This window comes from Actinoplanes sp. CA-030573 (genome assembly GCF_050951115.1).
GTDB lineage: Bacteria > Actinomycetota > Actinomycetes > Mycobacteriales > Micromonosporaceae > Actinoplanes.
Map to the genome: position 1 here is coordinate 1,659,848 of NZ_CP192038.1, position 17,195 is coordinate 1,677,042.

The following is a 17,195-nucleotide window of genomic DNA, read 5'->3' on the forward strand; positions in this document are numbered from 1 at the left end:
CGGGTGGACGTCCGGTCGGATATCGGAACGATGCCTATGTTCTGGACATCCGGCTGCCCGAAGGGGTCGAGCCGTTCCGGCTGAACCGCAAGAAGGCGGCGTACGAGGCGTCCGGCGGGGGCCGTCCGATGCGGTTCGTGCACGATATCGAGCCCGCGGGTGAGACCGAGACCGTCTGCATCTCGGTCGCGGCGGCGGATTCCCTCTATGTGACCGACGACCTAGTTGTCACCCACAACACCCTCAACGACGCGTTCATCATTCTCGACGAGGCGCAGAACACGACGCCCGAGCAGATGAAGATGTTCCTGACCCGGCTCGGCTTCGGCGCCAAGATCGTGGTGACCGGCGACGTCACGCAGGTCGACCTGCCGGGCGGCACGACCAGCGGTCTCAAGGTCGTCCGCCAGATCCTGCAGAATGTCGAGGACGTGCACTTCGCGGAGCTCTCCAGCGCCGACGTGGTCCGGCACCGGCTGGTCGCCGAGATCGTCGACGCCTACGCGCGGTACGACGCCGAGCAGGAGCAGAGCGCCACCCAGTCCGTACACGCCGTCCCGGGGCGCGCCGCCAGTGGTGGTGGCCGGTCCGGGCGTAGGCGCTGAGTCCAAAGGGTAAGAGCAGCACTATGTCCATCGAGATCGCCAACGAGTCGGGAGTCGAGGTCGACACCGACGCGATCCTCGCGGTGGCCCGGTACGCCCTCGACGAGATGGGGGTCAACCCGCTCGCCGAGCTGTCCATCCTGCTGGTCGACATCGACTACATGGCCGAGCTCAACCATCGCTGGATGGGCGGCGACGGCCCCACCGACGTTCTCGCGTTCCCGATGGACGAGGGCAGCGTCGACCACGGCCCGGGCGAGGCCGGCACCGGCGAGCCCGCACTGCTCGGCGACATCGTGCTGGCCCCCGAGGTGGCCGCCAAGCAGGCCGCGGCGGCCGGTCACTCGGCCGCCGACGAGCTGCACCTGCTGACCGTGCACGGCGCGCTGCACCTGCTCGGCTACGACCACGCCGAGCCGGAGGAGGAGCGCGAGATGTTCGCCCTGCAGAACCGGCTGCTCCAGGCCTGGCGAGCGACCCGGCAGGCCGGCTGATCCCGTGGATCCCGCAGCTCTGCTCGCGGCCGGCCCGGCGTCGGCGGGCCTGCCGGACGTACAACTGATCACCGTCGCGGTGATCCTGGTCTTCCTCGCCGGGCTCGCGTCGATGGCCGACGCCGCGCTCGGCACGGTCTCCCCGGCCCGGGCCGGCGAGATGGCCCGCGAGGGTCAGCGCGGGGCGGCGGCGCTCGAGGCGGTCGCCAAGGACGTCGTGCGCCACCTCAACCTGCTGCTCCTGCTGCGTCTGCTGTGCGAGCTGACCGCGACCACGCTCATCGCGCTGGTCGCCGTCGACAGCTGGGGGATCGGCTGGCGGGCCGCGCTGGTCACGGCGGGCGCGATGACGGTGGTGAGCTTCGTGGTGGTCGGCGTCGCGCCGCGGACGGTGGGGCGCCAGCACGCGTACGCCGTGGGCCGCGCCGCCGCGCCGCTGGTGCGCTGGCTCGGCAAGGTCCTCAACCCGCTCGCGTCCCTGCTCATCCTGATCGGCAACGCGGTCACGCCGGGCCGCGGCTTCCCCGAGGGCCCGTTCGGCAGCCAGGTCGAGCTGCGCGAGCTGGTCGACCTGGCCGAGCAGCGGGGCGTGGTTGAGCACGGCGAGCGCGAGATGATCCACTCGGTCTTCGCGCTCGGCGACACGATCGCCCGCGAGGTGATGGTGCCGCGTACCGAGATGGTGTGGATCGAGGCGCCGAAGACCCTGCAGCAGGCGCTCTACCTGTTCCTGCGCTCGGGCTTCTCGCGCATCCCGGTGATCGGGGAGAGCGTCGACGACGTGCTCGGGGTGCTCTATCTCAAGGACGTCATCCGGCGCACCCAGTCCGGCGACCCCGCCGCGACCGCGCAGGCGGTGGCCGACGCGATGCGCCCGGCGACCTTCGTGCCCGAGTCGAAGGCGGTCGACGACCTGCTCTCCGAGATGCAGGCGGCCCGCACCCACCTGGTCATCGTGGTCGACGAGTACGGCGGCACGGCCGGCCTGGTCACGATCGAGGACATCCTGGAGGAGATCGTCGGCGAGATCACCGACGAGTACGACGTCGAGCGCCCGCCGGTCGAGCACCTCGAGGACGGCGCCGTCCGGGTGACCGCCCGCCTGCCGATCGAGGACCTGGGCGAGCAGTTCGGGGTGGAGCTGCCCGCCGACGAGGTCGAGACGGTCGGTGGCCTGCTGGCCCAGACGCTCGGCCGGGTCCCGATCCCGGGCGCGCAGGTCGACGTGGGCGGCCTGCACCTGGTGGCCGAGGGCACCACCGGCCGGCGCAACCGGATCGACTCGGTGCTGGTTCGCCGGGTCGATCCGCCGGAGCCGGCGGCGGAGCCCGATTCCGATACCGAATCCGAGGAAAGACAAACCGCAGATGCCTGACCAGACCTTTGCCGGCGCCGCGGTGCCGGCGACCGACGGCGTGGCGCTGAGCGCCGAGGACACGAAGCTGGTCACCCTGGCGCGAAGCGCACGCGCGCGGGTGGGCGCGGTCGAGGGCGCGGCCGTACGCGACCAGGACGGCCGCACCTACGCCGCGGCCACCGTCGCGCTGCCCAGCCTGGCCGTGACCGCGTTGCAGCTGGCGGTGGCGTCGGCCGCGGCGTCGGGCGCGACCCTCCTGGAGGCGGCCGCGGTGGTGACGGAGGCATCCGAGCTGGATGGCGCGGGCCACGCGGCGGTGCGCGACCTGGCGACCGACGCCCCGATTCACGTGGCGGCCCCGGACGGCTCGCTGCTCGGCTCGGTAACCGCATGACGGACGCGCCGAACCCCTCGCGCGACGAGCGCCGCCCCACCCGCAAATCCGAAATTTCGGACTCGTCCGGCTCGCGCACGGCGGGATCGCGGTCGTCCGGCTCGCGTTCCGCGGAGTCGCGGACGGCAGGTTCGCGTTCCGCGGAGTCGCGGACGGCAGGTTCGCGGACGGCAGGTTCGCGGACGGCAGGTTCGCGGACGGCAGGCTCGCGGTCGTCTGAGGCGCGGTCGTCTGAGGCGCGGTCGTCGGGGCCGGGGGCTTCCGACTCGCGCGGCGGGCCGGGGGAGCGGCGTCTCACTCCGGGGGAGCGCAACGAGCTGCGGCGGCAGGAACGCCGGGCGGCGCGTCAGGCCGAGGGAGCCGGGGAGCAGCGTGGCGGCCAGCGGCGCGGTGGCGCCTCTGGTTCCGGGACCACCTCGGGCGGCGCCCGGCGGCGAAACGGCGCGGCCGGGGCCGGAGCAGCCGGAGCCGGGGTGGGCGGCCCGCGGCGTGCCGGCGGTGCCGGAGCGGCCGGGGCCGGGGCCGGGGCGGCCGGTGGCCGGCGGCGTGACGGCGGTGCCGGAGGGGCCGGGGCGGCCGGCGGCCGGCGGCGTGATGGTGGTGCCGGAGCGGCCGGGGCTGGTGCGGGTGGCGGTCAGCGGCGGGACGGTGCCTCGCGGAAGACGGCTGCGTCGGGCGCGGGGGCTTCCCGGCGTACCGGCAAGGGGTCTGCGCCGGAGAGTGCGCCCCGCCCGCAGAAAGTGCACCGCCATGCGGAATCGGCGCGCAGCGAAGTGGGTGATGGCGTCTATCGCGCCGGATTTGCGTGCTTTGTCGGGCGGCCCAACGCCGGCAAGAGCACGCTGACGAACGCGATCGTCGGGCAGAAGATCGCGATCACCTCGAACAAGCCGCAGACCACGCGGCACGTCATTCGCGGCATCCTGCACCGCCCGGACGCGCAGCTCGTGCTGGTGGACACGCCGGGACTGCACCGGCCGCGGACGCTGCTGGGCGAGCGGCTCAACGACCTCGTGCGGGAGGTGTGGAGCGAGGTCGACGTGATCGGCGTGTGCTTCCCGGCGGACGAGCCGGTGGGGCGCGGCGACCGGTTCATCTCGGCCGAGATGGCGGAGCTCAAGGCCACGGTCATCGCAGTGGTCACGAAGGTCGACCTGGTCGGTCCGCAGAAGCTGGCCGAGCACCTGCTCGCCGTCAGCGAGCTGCACGACTTCGCCGAGATCGTGCCGGTCAGCGCGGTCTCCGGTCACCAGGTGCAGCAGCTGGTCGACGTGATGGTCAGGTATCTGCCGGAATCGCCCCAGCTGTACCCGGACGACGTGCTGACCGACGAACCCGAGCAGGTGCTGATCGCGGAGCTCATCCGGGAGGCGGCCCTCGAGGGCGTACGGGATGAGCTGCCGCACTCGATCGCGGTCCTGGTCGAGGAGATGATCGTCGAGGGCGGGCTGACGAAGATCTACGCGGATCTCTACGTGGAGCGCGACAGCCAGAAGTCGATCGTGATCGGCTCGCGTGGCGCCCGCCTCAAGGAGGTCGGCAGCCGGGCCCGGGGAGAGATCGAGCAGCTCATCGGGGGAAAGGTCTACCTCGATCTGCATGTGCGGGTCGCGAAGGAGTGGCAGCGTGATCCCCGTCAATTGCGCAAGCTGGGTTTCTAGTTTTGCGTAATATGGGATAATTCACGCTGGTTTGCGGCCCTCCCGGGGGCTTGGGTAAGCCATAGGTCCTATGCGTAATCGCTACCTGGACCTGCTGCGTGCCGCCGCCACCGTCCGCGTGGTGGTCTACCACTCGACCGGGTGGGCCGCGCTCACCGTCGTCTTCCCCGCCATGTCCGTGATGTTCGCGCTGGCCGGCTCCCTGATGGCGGCGTCCCTCGACAAGTACGGCCCGTGGGCGGTGGAGAAGCGGCTGCACCGGCTGCTGCCCTCGGTCTGGGTCCTGGTCGCCGTCGCCGTGCCCTCGATGCTCGCCATCGGGCTGGTCTGGGACTGGCGGGTGCTGTTGTGGGCGTTCCCGATCCAGGACCCGCCGGCCACCGGCTTCTGGCTCGAGGGTCTGGCCGCCATGTGGTATCTGCGGGACTTCCTGTGGTTCGTCCTGCTGTCGCCGCTGGTCCTGCCGCTGTTCCGCCGGGCGCCGCTGCTGGTGGTCGCGACCCCCTACGTCGCCCTCGCCGTGATCACCTTCGCCGGCCTCCATCCCGCGCCGGTGCCGCACGACCTGGCCCTGTACGGCGGGGCCTGGCTCCTCGGCTTCGCCCACCACGACGGGTTGCTGAAACGGCGCCGCTGGTGGCTGGCCGGGGTGCTGGCGGTGCTGGGCGCGGCCTGGACGTTCACCCATCCGGGGCCGCGCGGGTTCGACCTCAACGACATCCCGCTCGGCAACGCCCTCTGGTCGGCCGCGTTCGTCCTGGTCGCCCTCGGCATCTCGCCGACCGTACGGCCGCGGCGGATCCTGACGGTGCTGAACGCGCGGGCGCTCACGATCTACCTCTGGCACGTGCCACTGATCGTGGCGGTGGCCCGGTTCGCCGAATGGGCCGGGTTGCCGATCTTCGGCTGGGTCGGGATCAGCTGGCGGCTCGCGGTGGTGGCGGCGCTGTTGTCGGTCGTCGTGCTGGCCGTGGGCTGGGTCGAGGACGTCGCCGCCGGGCGCCGGCCGTCGCTGGTGCCCGGGGTCGCCCGGCGGCGGGTCCCGGTGTCGCCGGCGCCGGCCATGGTCCGTACCAAGGTCTGACTTTTGTGGGCGCGAAGCGCTCAGCTTTTCGCGGGGTCGGCCGACTTGATCGGCGATGGGCGAGAACGGGGACACGCATCCGCTCGAGGCACCGACGCTGGCCTCGGCGCATGCCGCGCTGGAACGGCTCTACGGGCCGCACACCGAGGACATCTGGCGGACGCTGCTGTTCTCCGCCGGCCTGACCGGCGAGGAGACCGGCGACGCCGCATTCGTCCGGATCGTCGTGACGATGCAGGCGGCCGATCCGATCACCCGGCTGTGCGGGCGCGCGCTGGCGGTACGGGCCGCGGCCTTCGCCCGGCTTTCCCGCTCCGGCGGCGTCACCTCGGACGCCGGCGGCCGCCCTGTCGAGGCACCCGGAGGCACCCGATGACACCGACGATCGACGACCGGCGCCGGCTGACGGTCCTGTCCGCCATCGACCTCGACCACCCCGAGCTGCGGAAACGACTCGACGAGATCGCGGAGCGGGCCGCCTCCCGGCTCGGCCGGCCGGTCGGCCTGGTCAGCATGGTGCTCGACACGGCGCAGTTCTTCGCCGGGTCGTACGGGCTCGAGGGCTGGCTGGCCGAGCTGCGCGGCACCCCGATCGAGTGGTCGTTCTGCGTGAACGCCGTCATGTCGGGCGAGCCGTACGTGGTGCCGGACGCCGCCGCCGACCTCGTGCAGTCGGCGAACCCGCTGGTCACCGCGGACGGCGTGCGCACCTACGCCGGCGTGCCGATCGTGGTGGACGGTGTCGTCCTCGGCGCGCACTGCGTGCTCGGGTTCAGCCCGTCCGAGTTCGGCCCCGAGGACCTGGACGAGCTTCGCCGTGGCGCCGAGGAGATCGCCGAGGTGTTCGACGCCTATCGAACGGATGAGCGGCCGGCTTCACCGGGCCCGGACCAGCAAGGGCTGGGCGACGTGCCCGATCTTCCCGTCGAAGTCTGACACCTCCGCCTCGGCCAGCCCGAGACCGTCGTCGCTGAGGATCGTGCGGCACGCCATGTGCACCCAGTCGCCGGTGGCCGGGCGCAGCAGCGTGGTGGTCATGGTCGGCGGGATCGAGAGCCACTTGTCGACCGGGAGCTCGGCCGAGAGCCCGTTCGCCGAGTCGGCCACGATCAGCGCCCGGTCCTGGCCGTCGAGCTCGACGCCGTCGATGAGCGGCATCGTCACCCGGGTCCACACGTGGGTCTCGCCCAGTTCGTCGAGGCCGCCGCGCGTACACCGCCACTCGATCGCCCGTCCGTAGCCCCAGCCCTCGGTGAAGGCGCGGAACTCGTCGGAGGTCTCCGGCAGCGGCGGGACCGGCCCGCTCGTGGTGACCACCGGCGGCTGCGGCCCGGGCGCGATGTGCCAGGCCCGCGCCGACACCGCCACCCGGCCGTCGATCACCATGCTCGCCTCGTTGAGCGAGGTCAGCCGGCCCGGCTTGACCGGCGACACCTCGACCCGGAAGTCGCGGCGCGGAATCGGCCCGAGGAAGTCCACGGTGATCCGGGCCAGTCTCAGGCCGTCGAGGCGCATCAGGTGGCCGAGCAGGGCGGCGGGTGGACCGCCGTGCTGCATGGCGCTGTCCCAGGGGCTCTCGGTGGACTCGGTCGGTGCGTAGTGGTCGTCACCCAGCGGCTGGTAGAAGCTCACGGAGTTGAGGCTACGGTGACGTCGCCGCTGGTGACCCGCACGTCGATCACATTCTTCGACGTGGCGTCGCTCGTCATGCCGCCGGTGTGTACGTCGCCCGAGCCGGCGCTGGTGACCAGCTTGTACTTCCCGTCGGGCACGATGACGTCGATGTCGCCGCTGCTGGCGTGGGCCGTGACCGAGTTGGGCGCGGCGAGCGACACCCGCAGGTCGCCGGAGGTGACACCGACGTCGACCGGGCCGCCCGCCTCGAGCACCTCGACGTCGCCGGAGCTGGCCTTGACCTTGACCGAGGCCTTCGCGTTGAGCACCTTGATGTCGCCGGACGTGGCGCGGATCTGCACCGGGCCGGTCGCGTCGCGGACCGTGAGGTCGCCCGAGCTGACCTCGAGGTCGGTGTCGGCCAACCCGTCGAGCGTGACGTCGCCCGAGCGCTGCTTGCCGTGCACCTTCACCCCCGGCGGTGTCACGATCTTGTAGCTGACCGAGCAGTTCATCCCGCACGAGGTGTCGATGGTCAGCGTCGTGCCCTGCAGGTGGTACGACTCGCCGGGGTTCGTGGCCCGGCGGATGACCCGGTTGATCGTGGTGGCCTGCACCGCCCCGGTGCCGATCGCCACGTCGCCGGAGTCGCCGGTCAGCACGATGTCGGTGATCTTGTCCTTGACCGTGTCGTCGTACGTCATCTTCGCCCCGATCACGCCGGCGCAGCCGGTCAGGGTGGTCGTCGTCGCGGCGATGAGGGCGAGGACTCCGGCGCGCCGGGTCAGGGTCGTGGTCATGGCCCTGACGCTATTCGCGGCGGCCGGGGCGGCACCATCGGTCCTCCCACTGAGCCGTCCCCGAGATGACCCTGAGATCCGGGTCAGGGTTTGTCGTACCCACCGGGCAGAATGGCTGTCGTGCCCACCGGATCCGGCTACCGCCGCCAGCTCTACCGCGACGACGCGGTGGTCCTGCGCGTGCAGAAGCTCGGCGAGAGCGACCGCATCATCACGCTGCTCACCCGCCGGCACGGGCGGCTGCGCGCGGTGGCCCGGGGCGTACGGCGTACGACCTCGCGCTTCGGCGCCCGGCTCGAGCCCTTCGGCCACATCGACCTGCAGCTGGCCGGGTCGCCCGAGGGGGTCGGCAGCTCGCTGCACTCGGTCAGCCAGGTCGAGGCGGTCGCGCTCTACGGCAAGCAGTTCCTGGGCGACTACCCGCGTTACACGGCGGCCAGCGCGATCGCAGAGACCGCCGAGCGGCTCACGCCGGTCGAGCGCGAGCCGTCGCTGCGGCTGTTCCAGCTGACCCTGGGCGCGCTGAAAGCGCTGGCGGCCGGTGAGCACGCCGGCGGCCTGGTGCTCGACGCCTACCTGCTGCGGGCCATGTCCACGGCCGGCTGGGCGCCCGCGATCGCCGAGTGCGCGGTGTGCGGCACCCCCGGGCGGCACGCGGCGTTCTCGGTGCCGGCCGGCGGCGCGGTCTGCCCCGACTGCCGCCCGCCCGGCGCCGCCCACCCGGCCCCGGCCACGCTGGCGCTGATGAGCGCGCTGACCGACGGCGACTGGCGGGTCGCCGACGCGGCCGAGCCGCCGGTGCGGCGCGAGTGCAGCGGCCTGGTCGCCGCCCACCTGCAATGGCACATGGAGCGGGCGTTGCGCTCGCTGCCGCTGGTCGATCGACGGGAGAGTTCCTGATGCCGCGTCCGCCCACCCCGCATCTGTCCGGGGCCCGCCCGCCGGAGCTGCCCAAGGCGGCGCTGCCCAAGCACGTGGCGATCGTCATGGACGGCAACGGCCGCTGGGCCAAGGAACGGGGGCTCTCCCGCACCAAGGGTCACGAGCAGGGGGAGTACTCGCTCTTCGACACCATCGAAGGGGCGATCGAGCTCGGTATCCCGTACCTCTCCGCCTATGCCTTCTCCACCGAGAACTGGAAGCGCTCGCCCGAGGAGGTCCGCTTCCTGATGGGCTTCAACCGCGACGTGATCCGCCGCCGCCGCGACCAGCTGGTCGACCTGGGCGTGCGGGTGGTCTGGTCGGGCCGGGCCGGCCGGCTGTGGAAGAGCGTGATCCAGGAGCTGCAGACCGCGGAGGAGATGTCCAAGAAGAACAACACCCTCACGCTGCAGTTCTGCGTCAACTACGGCGGCCAGGCCGAGATCGCCGACGCGACCGCCGCCATCGCGCGCGACGTCGCGCGCGGCAAGCTCAACCCCGACAAGGTCAACGAGAAGACGATCGCCAAGTACCTCTATCACCCCGAGGTGCCCGAGGTAGATCTGTTCCTGCGGCCGTCCGGGGAGCAGCGCACCTCCAACTTCCTGCTCTGGCAGTCGGCGTACGCGGAAATGGTCTTTCTCGACACCCTGTGGCCCGATTTCGACCGGCGCCATCTCTGGTACGCGTGTGAGCTCTACGCGGGCCGGGACCGGCGCTTCGGCGGCGCCGTCCCCAACCCGGTGGCGCCGCCTAAGTCATCAGAATCCGTACCGTAGCGTCCACGTCGGAGAGATCCGGGAGTACGGCGTGAGCGCCGGCCAGCACGAGGTCGGCCATCCGGGTCGACCCCGTCGCGACGCCGACCGCCAGCGCGCCGTTGGCCAGCGCCGCCGTCACGTCGTGCACGGTGTCGCCGACGACGACCGGGGCGAAGGGCTCGCCGTATTTGGCCTCGGCCCGCTCCAGGCTGCGCCGCACCAGGGTGGCCCGCACGCTGTCGTCGGTGCCGTAGCCGCCGACCTCCGCGTCGAAGGCATCCTGCAGGTCGAATGCCGCCACCTTGGCCCGCGCGACCTCGGGAACGTTGCCCGTGACCAGCGTCTGCACCACGCCCGGGTGCTCGCCGAGCCTCTCGAGCACCGCTTTGACCCCCGGCATCAGCGCGCCTTGGCGGCCGAACTCGTGTTCCACTTTCCGGACATTTGCTATATATCGCTCGAAAAAGCGATCCGGCGTGCAGTCGGTGACGCCGTGGGTGGCGAACACCTCGGCGCAGATGTCCATGTCGGTGCGGCCGCCGAAGACCGGGTCGGCCAGCCACTCGAGCCCGGTGATCTCGGTGAACGCCGCCTTCCAGGCCCGGCCCGCGACCCCGCCGCCGCGCAGCAGCGTGTAGTCGACGTCCCACATGACGAGGCGTTTCACTCGTGCCGTTCTTCCAGCGCGCGCTCGATGTGCTCGACCTTCGCGGTGAGCGCCCCGCTGACCCCCGGCCGCACATCGGCCTTGAGTGACACGCTGACCCGCGGCGCGCCCGCTTTCGCCACCGCCTCCACGGCCTGCTTCACCACGGCAAAGCATTCGTCCCACTCGCCCTCGATGGTGGTGAACATGGCATCGGTCCGATTGGGCAGCCCCGACTCCCGAACCACCCGGACCGCCTCGGCCACGAGGTCGCCCACCGACTCGCCGACGCCGAGCGGCGTAACAGAGAACGCAACCAACATGGCCCCATCGTCCCAGCCGGCCGCACCGAAGCAAGCTCGATGTCCACCGAGTTCCCGACCGCAGAGAGCGCTCTCACGGCGCCCTCCATGATGCGGCGCGGTGGTGATGAGGCAAGGGCGGGAGCGCGCTTTCTCGCCGGTTGGGGGCGTTAGCCCTGGCGGGCTGCCCTTTCATGCTTGATTCGGTCCGTGCTTGTCGGTTGCTGTTTGCGCTGTCTCCTGCTTTGCGCCGTCTCCCGCTTTGCGCCGTCTCCTGCTTTGCGCCGTCTCCTGCTTTGCGCCGTCTCCTGCTTTGCGCCGTCTCCCGCTTTGCGCTGTCTCCCGCCTCGCGCTGCCTTCCGCCTTGTGCTGTTCGCGCCTTTTGTGCCGCCTCCATCGCCGAGGTGGCCGCCGGCCCGCCCAGATCTTGAAGAGTTCGTGCGTCACGGGTACCCAAACTCTCCAAGATCTGCCGTTTTGGGCTGCAAGTGAGCGGTCCTCGCTGTGGCCGGCCCGCCCCGGCGTCCGTAGCCGGTTGGAGGCGCGTCGGCAGCGGTTGCCGAGCCCACCAACCGGGCCGAGAGGGGCGGCAGCAAGCCCGGCCGTGCAGTGCCCCCGTGCCTGAGAAGCGGTGACGGCGAGGGGCGGCAGCAAGCCCAGCCATGCACAGACCCCGTGCCTGAGAACCGGTGACAGCAGGCGGCGGCAGTAAGCCCAGCCATGCAGCGCCCCGTGCCATGGCGGCCCACCGCAAGCCCCGGCGACGAGTGAGTCGCGGCAGTGGGTAGTTCGCGCGGTGGCCAGGCGTGCGCGCCGGCGACGGCGAGGGGCGGCAGCAAGCCCGGCCGTGCAGTGCCCCCGTGCCTGAGAACCGGTGACAGCAGGCGGCGGCAGTAAGCCCAGCCATGCAGCGCCCCGTGCCATGGCGGCCCACCGCAAGCCCCGGCGACGAGCGAGTCGCGGCAGTGGGTAGTTCGCGCGGTGGCCAGGCGTGCGTGCCGGCGGCGGCGAGGGGCGGCAGTAAGCGCGCGGCCGCGCAGTGCCCCGTGCCTGAGAAGCGGTGACAGCAAGCGGCGGCAGTAAGCCCAGCCATGCAGCGCCCCGTGCCATGGCAGCCCACCGCAAGCACCGGCGCGGCAATGGGCTGCTTCCCGCACATCCCCGCGCTGGAACGCAACACCGACGACGATCAACTTCAGCAGCTACTGGCCGTACCCCGCCCACCCCCACCCTTCTGGGTGGGGACCCCACTAAACCACCCCCGCCCGACAACAATCTCCCGCCGTCCACAGGCGGCCATCGACCAAGCACCGAACGGCGTATCGTTCCGCCGGTGCTGAACGGGGAAATCACGGCCGCGGCCGCTGGAACGTGGCAACTGGGCGACAAAGAAATCAACCGCATGGGCTTCGGCTCGATGCGGCTCACTGTGGACCCCGATCCCGCCCGGGCGATCCGCACGCTGCGCACCGCGGTCGAGCTCGGCGTCAACCACATCGACACGGCCGCGTTCTACTTCTCGCCGGGTGGGGTTCTCGACGTGGGGACCGGTGCTACCCGGTATGCGACCGAGCTCATCCGGCGCGCGCTCTCGCCGTATGACGAGCGGCTGCTCATCGCGACCAAGGTCGGCCCGGGGATTCTGCCGAGTGGGGAGTGGGGTGAGGCCCGCACGCCCGCCGAGCTTCGCTACCAGGTCGAGGAGAACCTGCGCCGGCTCGGGGTGGAGCGGCTCGAGCTGGTCAATCTGCGGGTGTTCCGGGGAGCGGACTCGATCGGGGAGCGGTTCGCGGCGCTGGAGGCGATGCGGGAGGAAGGGCTCATCGGGCACCTCGGGCTCTCGGCGGTGCGTCCCGGGCAGCTGGCGGAAGCGGAGGCGATCGCGCCGGTCGTATGCGTGCAGAACAGCTTTGCGCTCGACAACCGGCGCAGCCATGAGCTCGTCGGGATCTGTGGGGAGCGGGGCATCGCGTTCGTGCCGTTCTTCGCCATCGCGGGGGACGGGCGGGAGGGTGGGCCGGGGGCCGGGCAGGCCGGAGCGGCCGTGGCGGAGGTCGCGCGCCGGCACGGGGTGACGGGCCATCAGGTGCGGCTCGCGTGGACTCTGCATCAAGGGGCGCACGTGCTGGCGATTCCGGGGACGGGGAGCGTCGCGCATCTGCGGGAGAACGTCGCGGCCGGCGCGATCACGCTGAGCGCGGACGATCTGGCGGCGATCGACGGCGAGGAAAGTATGCGGCGCGGTTGAACCTTTCGGTGGTCCCGGAAGGTTGTTAAGACGCCTAGGACGGGAGGCGTCGACGGTGGGCGAGGCGGATGCGGAGTTCGCGAGCTACTTCGCGGGGCGGGCCGGTGCGGTGCGGCGGCTCGCTTACGCGCTGTGCGGCGACTGGCACACCGCCGACGATCTGGTGCAGATCACCTTTGTGAAGGTCTATCCGCGATGGCGCCGGGTGCGTGGGGACGCGATTGACGCGTACGTGCGAAAGGTCCTCGTGAACTCATATCTGACCCACCTGCGCAAGCATCGCCGCGAGACGGTGATGGCCGAGCCCCCGGAACGAGCGGAAAGGGCCACCTCGGAACGGGCCCCAGGGAATGACGAGCTGGGCGACGCGTTGCGGAGGCTGCCCGCCCAGCAGCGCGCCGTCGTGGTGCTGCGGCATCTCGAGGATCTGCCCGTGGCCGAGGTCGCCGCCCTGCTGAAGATCGCCGAGGGCACCGTGAAGAGCCAGTCCGCGCGCGGTATCGCCGCCCTGCGCGCGGCCCTGAGCGAGGGGAGCCGCGACCGTGGCTGACACCGACATCCGCGAGCTGCTGGTCGCGTACACCGGCGATCCGCCGCCGCCGGCCTTCAGCTACGACGGCGTCCTGGCCGCCGGCCGCAAGAGGCGGAGGCGCCGCCGAATCGGCGCGGCATGTGCGGCCGTCCTCGCCGCCGCCGGGCTCGGGATCGCGCTCCTGCCCGGCGCCGGGTCGCGGGACGACCTGACCTTCCCGGTCCTGGACGGGCCGTTCTGGGCCACGCTCGACCCGCAGCCCTACTGCGCGAAAGCGAGCGAGCCGCCGGCCGGGCCCACCGTGCAGCCGACCACGGTGCTGGGCACCCGGATCCCGACCGAGCCGGCCGCCCACGCCGGCGCGCGGATCAGCTGCTACCTGGCGAAGACCGTGCCGCCGCGGCTGGACGGCACCGACTTCTACCGCGACCCGGCCACCCCGGCCGGCACGAGACCGCTCGAGGCGTACCCCCTGCGGGTCTTTGATCCGAAGCGACCGGCCGAGACCACGCCACCGGTGATCAGCGTGTCGGCCGTCGTTCGCGATGCGCGGGGAGTCGGCGAGATCGGCTTCGGCGTCTCGTCGACGTCGCCTGGCGCGGCCGCGGCGGCCAAGGACTGCGACGGCCACGGGTGCACGGTCCGGACCGGGCCGCACGGCGAGACCATCATGGTGCTGGACGTGCGGACGTCGAGCGGGTACCGGCTGGTCAACATCTGGATCTACCGGGGCGACACGACCTCGTTCGCGAGCGCGGCAAACGGCATCACGACCGAGTTCGGGCCCGGCGGGGTCACGTCGGCCGAGCAGCAGAAGCCGTCGCGGCCCGATCTACCGCTGAGCGTCGACGACCTCATCGCGATCGCGAGCGACCCGGCCATGACCCTCTTCCCGTAGCAGCGCGCGAAGAGCGGCGGCCAGGCGCGTGGAGGCCTCGATCTCCGCCTTGCGGATCGAGACGCTTTCGACATGGAAGCCGTACGGCATGCCGAGCCGTTCGCAGAACTCGCGCAGGTCCCGGGCGATCGCCAGGCTTTCCCGGTACGAGTCGGCCAGCGGATCAGCCGAGTGGCGCAACGTGTTCTCGAGCCACCGCGGGATGTCCACGCCGAGCCACTTGAGGAACTCGAGCGTCTTGTCCGACCCGCACAGCGACAGCGTGAAGATCATCGGCCGGGGCGGCAGGGACCGTTCCCGGCAGGCGTAGAAGTAGTCGGAGATCAGGTTCTTCGTCTCGCTCACGTCGTAGATCACCTGGGAGATGAAGAACGTGCAGCCCCGTTCCTGCTTGGCCAGCATGCGCAGGTGCTCGTCGCCGGAGCGGGCGTGCCGCTCGCCGATCACGACGGCGCCCAGCGGCATCTCGGGGCGCACCTCCGCCCGCAGCGCCTGAGCCGTGCGCAGGTCGGTCCGCACCGGCTTGCCGCCCGAGGAGGCGCCGACGAAGACGCTGAGCACCCGGCCGGGGTCGGCGCCGCCGAGCCAGTCGCGCAGCTCGTCCTCGTGGTACTTGCCGACGCAGCGGTAGATCACGACCGGGCGGTCCCACGCACCGAGGTGCTCGGCGTGGAAATCGGCGGGATCGAGCGTCGGGAGGTACGGGAAGGGCCGCGACTCCGGATTGCGATCGGACTCGTCGTCGATGTCGTAGAGGATCAGGCCGTCGAGGTCGAGCCCGGACAGCCGCCCGAGGGTGACCGCGACGATCTCCCGGATCCGCGACGGGGTGGAGTCGAGGCGCGGCGGGGTGATGCCGTAGAGCAGGACCCCGCTGCGCGCCTCGGCCAGCATCGAGTGCAAGGTCGGGCGAGTCACCGGATCAGCCTAGAAAACCGGCCCTCAGTGGTTCGCGCAGCAGGGGGTGGGATCCCGCGTTTCGAACGGCACGAGGAGCCCGCCGGCGGCCGGGGTGGTGGTGAGGACCAGCTCCCCGAGGCGATATTGCGGGCGGACGAAGCCGCCGGTGTCGATTCGCGCGGAGGGGTCGGCCGGGCCCGAACCGAGCACCTCGACCTTGTCGATCGCGCTCAGTTCGAGCACCTCGGCGGTGGTCAGCGTGCCTGTCAGATCGCGCCAGCCCGGAAAAATCACGGCGCGCCCGAATCGCCCGGCCGCGGCGGCCGCGGCTCCAGCGGACAAATCGGGCGTCGTGCGGGCCGGCGCCGCGGTGGCGCCGGCCACGACCGAGCGGTAGCGGGTCACTTGGGGAGAACCCAGATCGGGTTGGTGTAGAACCACAGGTCGCCCCACGGGTCGGCGTCGCCGACCACGTCCAGCTTCGGGCCGTACGGGTCGATCGTGGAGCCCATCAGCCCGGGCTGCGTGCGGTTGCCGTCGGTGCCGCGTACGCGTACGTAGAAGGGCTTGTCCAACCGCCCGAAGTGGTACGTCAGTGAGACGCTCTTCGCCCCCGCGCCGATCTCGAACGACTTGACCACCTTGGTGTCCGGGGCGGTGAAGCTGTCCTTGTCGGCGACCGGGCCGGTGACCGTGCCGACGATGACGTCGACCCGCTTGAGCACCGCGATGAATTCGGCCCAGTTCGGCCGGTCCTGCAGGTCGATGTCGAGGGTGAGCTCGGTCGCCGTGCCGCGCTTGACGTGCACGACGCCGCCCAACGGCGTGCCGGTGTCGCGGCGGCGGTCGCCGGCCACCCGGACCCGGGCGTCGAGCCCCTTGATCAGCCGGCCGTGGTCGACCCAGATGCGGCCGGCGCGCAGGCCGTCCATCACGGCCTTGTACGAGAACGACGACGCGCCCACGTTCGTACGCCCGTAGAAGCCCGGCCAGAAGTCCCCGGCCGTGGTCAGCGTCTTGCCGGTGTAGACCGGGTCGTTGTGCTTGCCGTTGGCCTCGAAGTCGCTGCCCGGGCCGCGGTCGGACTGGTCGTTGTAGACCACGTGCGAGTCCGAGTTGACGGTGATCCACCAGGCCTTGCCCTCGGCCAGCAGGCTGTCCCAGAGTCCGCCGACGGTGGCCGTCATCCAGTCGAAGCCACCCCAGGTGCGGTAGCTCTCGAGCGGATACCCGGCGAAGGACGCCGCCGAGGGGTTGTTGTCGTAATAGCCACGAGCACCACCGCGGCCGTACGGGGCGGGGATGCCGGCGGCCTGGTGACCGGGCGCGCCCTCGAAGCCGACGGCGACGGTCGGATCGGCGTCGCGCCAATTGCGGATCTCGTGCGGCGAGTCGATGCCGCGCCGGGCCGGGTGGTTGGCGAGGAACAGGGCGCCGTCCACCTTGCGCGCCTTGACCTGCGACGCGAGGAACTTGATGCCCGCGATCGCGGCGGCCTCGTTCTCGGCTTCGGTGTTCGTCGTGGGCAGCTGCGAGCCGTCGTACGTCTGCTCGAACTGCTTGAGAACTTCGACCTCGTGCTTGCTCGGCGCCACGAAGACGGTCGCGTGCTCGGCGGCCGGGATGTTCCACTCCAGGCCTTGGAACGTCAGCAGCCCCTTGAGCTCCTCGGGAGTCGGAGCTGTACTGGGTGTGGATGTGGTTGTCGCCCGCGAGCCAGCGGAAGCCGCCCTTGTCGGTGCCGCCGCCGGTCGGGCCGTGCGGGTGCGCGTGCGCGGGGCCGGGCGTGGCCAGCACCGAGGCCGCCGCCCCGGCGCCGAGCAAGCCGGCGCCCCGCAGGAAGCCGCGGCGGGAGACGTCCGAGGGCGACAGCTCGCTGTCCGGAATGCTCGGGTCGAGGGCGGCGGGAACGTCGCCGGTGCCCTCGGGGATGTCGTGAGAGTGATCGTGACCCATGGGGCGACCTTGGTGGGAGCAC

Annotated in this window: 19 protein-coding genes and 2 pseudogenes; 13 read left to right on the forward strand and 8 right to left on the reverse strand. The window is 71.5% G+C overall.

Annotated features, from left to right (window positions below):
• Positions 1 to 236: 236 nt before the first annotated feature.
• From ACQP2F_RS07690 to ACQP2F_RS07725, 8 genes and pseudogenes are all read left to right on the forward strand, one after another.
• Positions 237 to 605 (forward strand): annotated as a pseudogene (locus ACQP2F_RS07690) (PhoH family protein); the annotation flags it as partial.
• A gap of 23 nt (positions 606 to 628) precedes the next feature.
• Positions 629 to 1,099 carry an rRNA maturation RNase YbeY gene (gene ybeY, locus ACQP2F_RS07695; RefSeq protein WP_433301981.1) on the forward strand — a complete coding sequence of 157 codons (471 nt, stop codon included), beginning with the start codon at positions 629 to 631 and terminating at the stop codon, positions 1,097 to 1,099.
• Positions 1,100 to 1,103: 4 nt separating this feature from the next.
• A complete protein-coding gene (locus tag ACQP2F_RS07700; protein WP_433301983.1) occupies positions 1,104 to 2,474 on the forward strand; it encodes a hemolysin family protein in 1,371 nt (456 codons plus the stop codon).
• Complete coding sequence (locus tag ACQP2F_RS07705; RefSeq protein ID WP_433301985.1) at positions 2,467 to 2,850, forward strand: cytidine deaminase; 384 nt, start codon at positions 2,467 to 2,469, stop codon at positions 2,848 to 2,850. Before ACQP2F_RS07700 ends, ACQP2F_RS07705 begins: the two co-directional genes overlap by 8 nt.
• 773 nt (positions 2,851 to 3,623) lie before the next feature.
• Entirely contained in the window at positions 3,624 to 4,511 is an 888-nt protein-coding gene (era, locus tag ACQP2F_RS07710; RefSeq protein ID WP_433301986.1) for a GTPase Era, read from the forward strand.
• Between the two features lie 70 nt (positions 4,512 to 4,581).
• Positions 4,582 to 5,595: an acyltransferase family protein gene (locus ACQP2F_RS07715; RefSeq protein WP_433301988.1), complete on the forward strand. Its 1,014-nt coding sequence runs from the start codon at positions 4,582 to 4,584 to the stop codon at positions 5,593 to 5,595.
• 55 nt (positions 5,596 to 5,650) lie between these two features.
• On the forward strand, positions 5,651 to 5,971 hold the full coding sequence (locus ACQP2F_RS07720; RefSeq protein ID WP_433301990.1) for a hypothetical protein: 321 nt from the start codon (positions 5,651 to 5,653) through the stop codon (positions 5,969 to 5,971).
• Positions 5,968 to 6,531: a GAF domain-containing protein gene (locus ACQP2F_RS07725; RefSeq protein ID WP_433301991.1), complete on the forward strand. Its 564-nt coding sequence runs from the start codon at positions 5,968 to 5,970 to the stop codon at positions 6,529 to 6,531. Before ACQP2F_RS07720 ends, ACQP2F_RS07725 begins: the two co-directional genes overlap by 4 nt.
• Here ACQP2F_RS07725 and ACQP2F_RS07730 read toward each other — a convergent pair.
• Together ACQP2F_RS07730 and ACQP2F_RS07735 are read right to left on the reverse strand one after the other, a co-directional pair.
• Positions 6,472 to 7,227, reverse strand: coding sequence for a thioesterase family protein (locus ACQP2F_RS07730; RefSeq protein ID WP_433301993.1), 756 nt, complete (start codon positions 7,225 to 7,227; stop codon positions 6,472 to 6,474). The genes ACQP2F_RS07725 and ACQP2F_RS07730 overlap by 60 nt on opposite strands.
• A complete protein-coding gene (locus ACQP2F_RS07735) occupies positions 7,224 to 8,009 on the reverse strand; it encodes a DUF4097 family beta strand repeat-containing protein (protein ID WP_433301995.1) in 786 nt (261 codons plus the stop codon). The genes ACQP2F_RS07730 and ACQP2F_RS07735 overlap by 4 nt, the downstream gene beginning before the upstream one ends.
• 111 nt (positions 8,010 to 8,120) lie before the next feature.
• Between ACQP2F_RS07735 and recO the strand changes: the two genes are divergently transcribed.
• On the forward strand, positions 8,121 to 8,909 hold the full coding sequence (gene recO / locus ACQP2F_RS07740; protein ID WP_433301997.1) for a DNA repair protein RecO: 789 nt from the start codon (positions 8,121 to 8,123) through the stop codon (positions 8,907 to 8,909).
• Complete coding sequence (locus ACQP2F_RS07745) at positions 8,909 to 9,709, forward strand: isoprenyl transferase (RefSeq protein ID WP_433301999.1); 801 nt, start codon at positions 8,909 to 8,911, stop codon at positions 9,707 to 9,709. Before recO ends, ACQP2F_RS07745 begins: the two co-directional genes overlap by 1 nt.
• On the opposite strand, the gene ACQP2F_RS07750 is transcribed toward ACQP2F_RS07745, so the two are convergent.
• Together ACQP2F_RS07750 and ACQP2F_RS07755 are read right to left on the reverse strand one after the other, a co-directional pair.
• Positions 9,684 to 10,358 carry an HAD family hydrolase gene (locus ACQP2F_RS07750; protein ID WP_433302001.1) on the reverse strand — a complete coding sequence of 225 codons (675 nt, stop codon included), beginning with the start codon at positions 10,356 to 10,358 and terminating at the stop codon, positions 9,684 to 9,686. The two genes, ACQP2F_RS07745 and ACQP2F_RS07750, sit on opposite strands and share 26 nt — an antisense overlap.
• Positions 10,355 to 10,660, reverse strand: a complete 306-nt coding sequence (locus ACQP2F_RS07755) for an MTH1187 family thiamine-binding protein (protein WP_433302003.1) — start codon at positions 10,658 to 10,660, stop codon at positions 10,355 to 10,357. The genes ACQP2F_RS07750 and ACQP2F_RS07755 overlap by 4 nt, the downstream gene beginning before the upstream one ends.
• A 1,381-nt stretch (positions 10,661 to 12,041) precedes the next feature.
• Here ACQP2F_RS07755 and ACQP2F_RS07760 point away from each other — a divergent pair.
• Genes ACQP2F_RS07760 through ACQP2F_RS07770 form a run of 3 tightly spaced genes read left to right on the forward strand, consistent with a single transcriptional unit; the run spans position 12,042 to position 14,317 of the window.
• On the forward strand, positions 12,042 to 12,887 hold the full coding sequence (locus ACQP2F_RS07760; protein WP_433307386.1) for an aldo/keto reductase: 846 nt from the start codon (positions 12,042 to 12,044) through the stop codon (positions 12,885 to 12,887).
• Between the two features lie 55 nt (positions 12,888 to 12,942).
• Positions 12,943 to 13,437 (forward strand): SigE family RNA polymerase sigma factor, encoded by a 495-nt coding sequence (locus ACQP2F_RS07765; protein ID WP_433302005.1) that lies wholly within the window; start codon positions 12,943 to 12,945, stop codon positions 13,435 to 13,437.
• Positions 13,430 to 14,317, forward strand: a complete 888-nt coding sequence (locus tag ACQP2F_RS07770; protein WP_433302006.1) for a hypothetical protein — start codon at positions 13,430 to 13,432, stop codon at positions 14,315 to 14,317. The genes ACQP2F_RS07765 and ACQP2F_RS07770 overlap by 8 nt, the downstream gene beginning before the upstream one ends.
• Here the strand turns inward: ACQP2F_RS07770 and ACQP2F_RS07775 are convergent.
• From ACQP2F_RS07775 to ACQP2F_RS07790, 4 genes and pseudogenes are all read right to left on the reverse strand, one after another.
• Positions 14,252 to 15,235: a methylenetetrahydrofolate reductase gene (locus ACQP2F_RS07775; protein ID WP_433302008.1), complete on the reverse strand. Its 984-nt coding sequence runs from the start codon at positions 15,233 to 15,235 to the stop codon at positions 14,252 to 14,254. The two genes, ACQP2F_RS07770 and ACQP2F_RS07775, sit on opposite strands and share 66 nt — an antisense overlap.
• 24 nt (positions 15,236 to 15,259) lie before the next feature.
• Positions 15,260 to 15,601 carry a hypothetical protein gene (locus ACQP2F_RS07780; RefSeq protein ID WP_433307965.1) on the reverse strand — a complete coding sequence of 114 codons (342 nt, stop codon included), beginning with the start codon at positions 15,599 to 15,601 and terminating at the stop codon, positions 15,260 to 15,262.
• A gap of 17 nt (positions 15,602 to 15,618) precedes the next feature.
• Complete coding sequence (locus tag ACQP2F_RS07785) at positions 15,619 to 16,812, reverse strand: histidinol-phosphatase (protein WP_433302009.1); 1,194 nt, start codon at positions 16,810 to 16,812, stop codon at positions 15,619 to 15,621.
• Between the two features lie 211 nt (positions 16,813 to 17,023).
• Positions 17,024 to 17,173, reverse strand: a pseudogene (locus ACQP2F_RS07790) (hypothetical protein); the annotation flags it as partial.
• Positions 17,174 to 17,195: the final 22 nt, after the last annotated feature.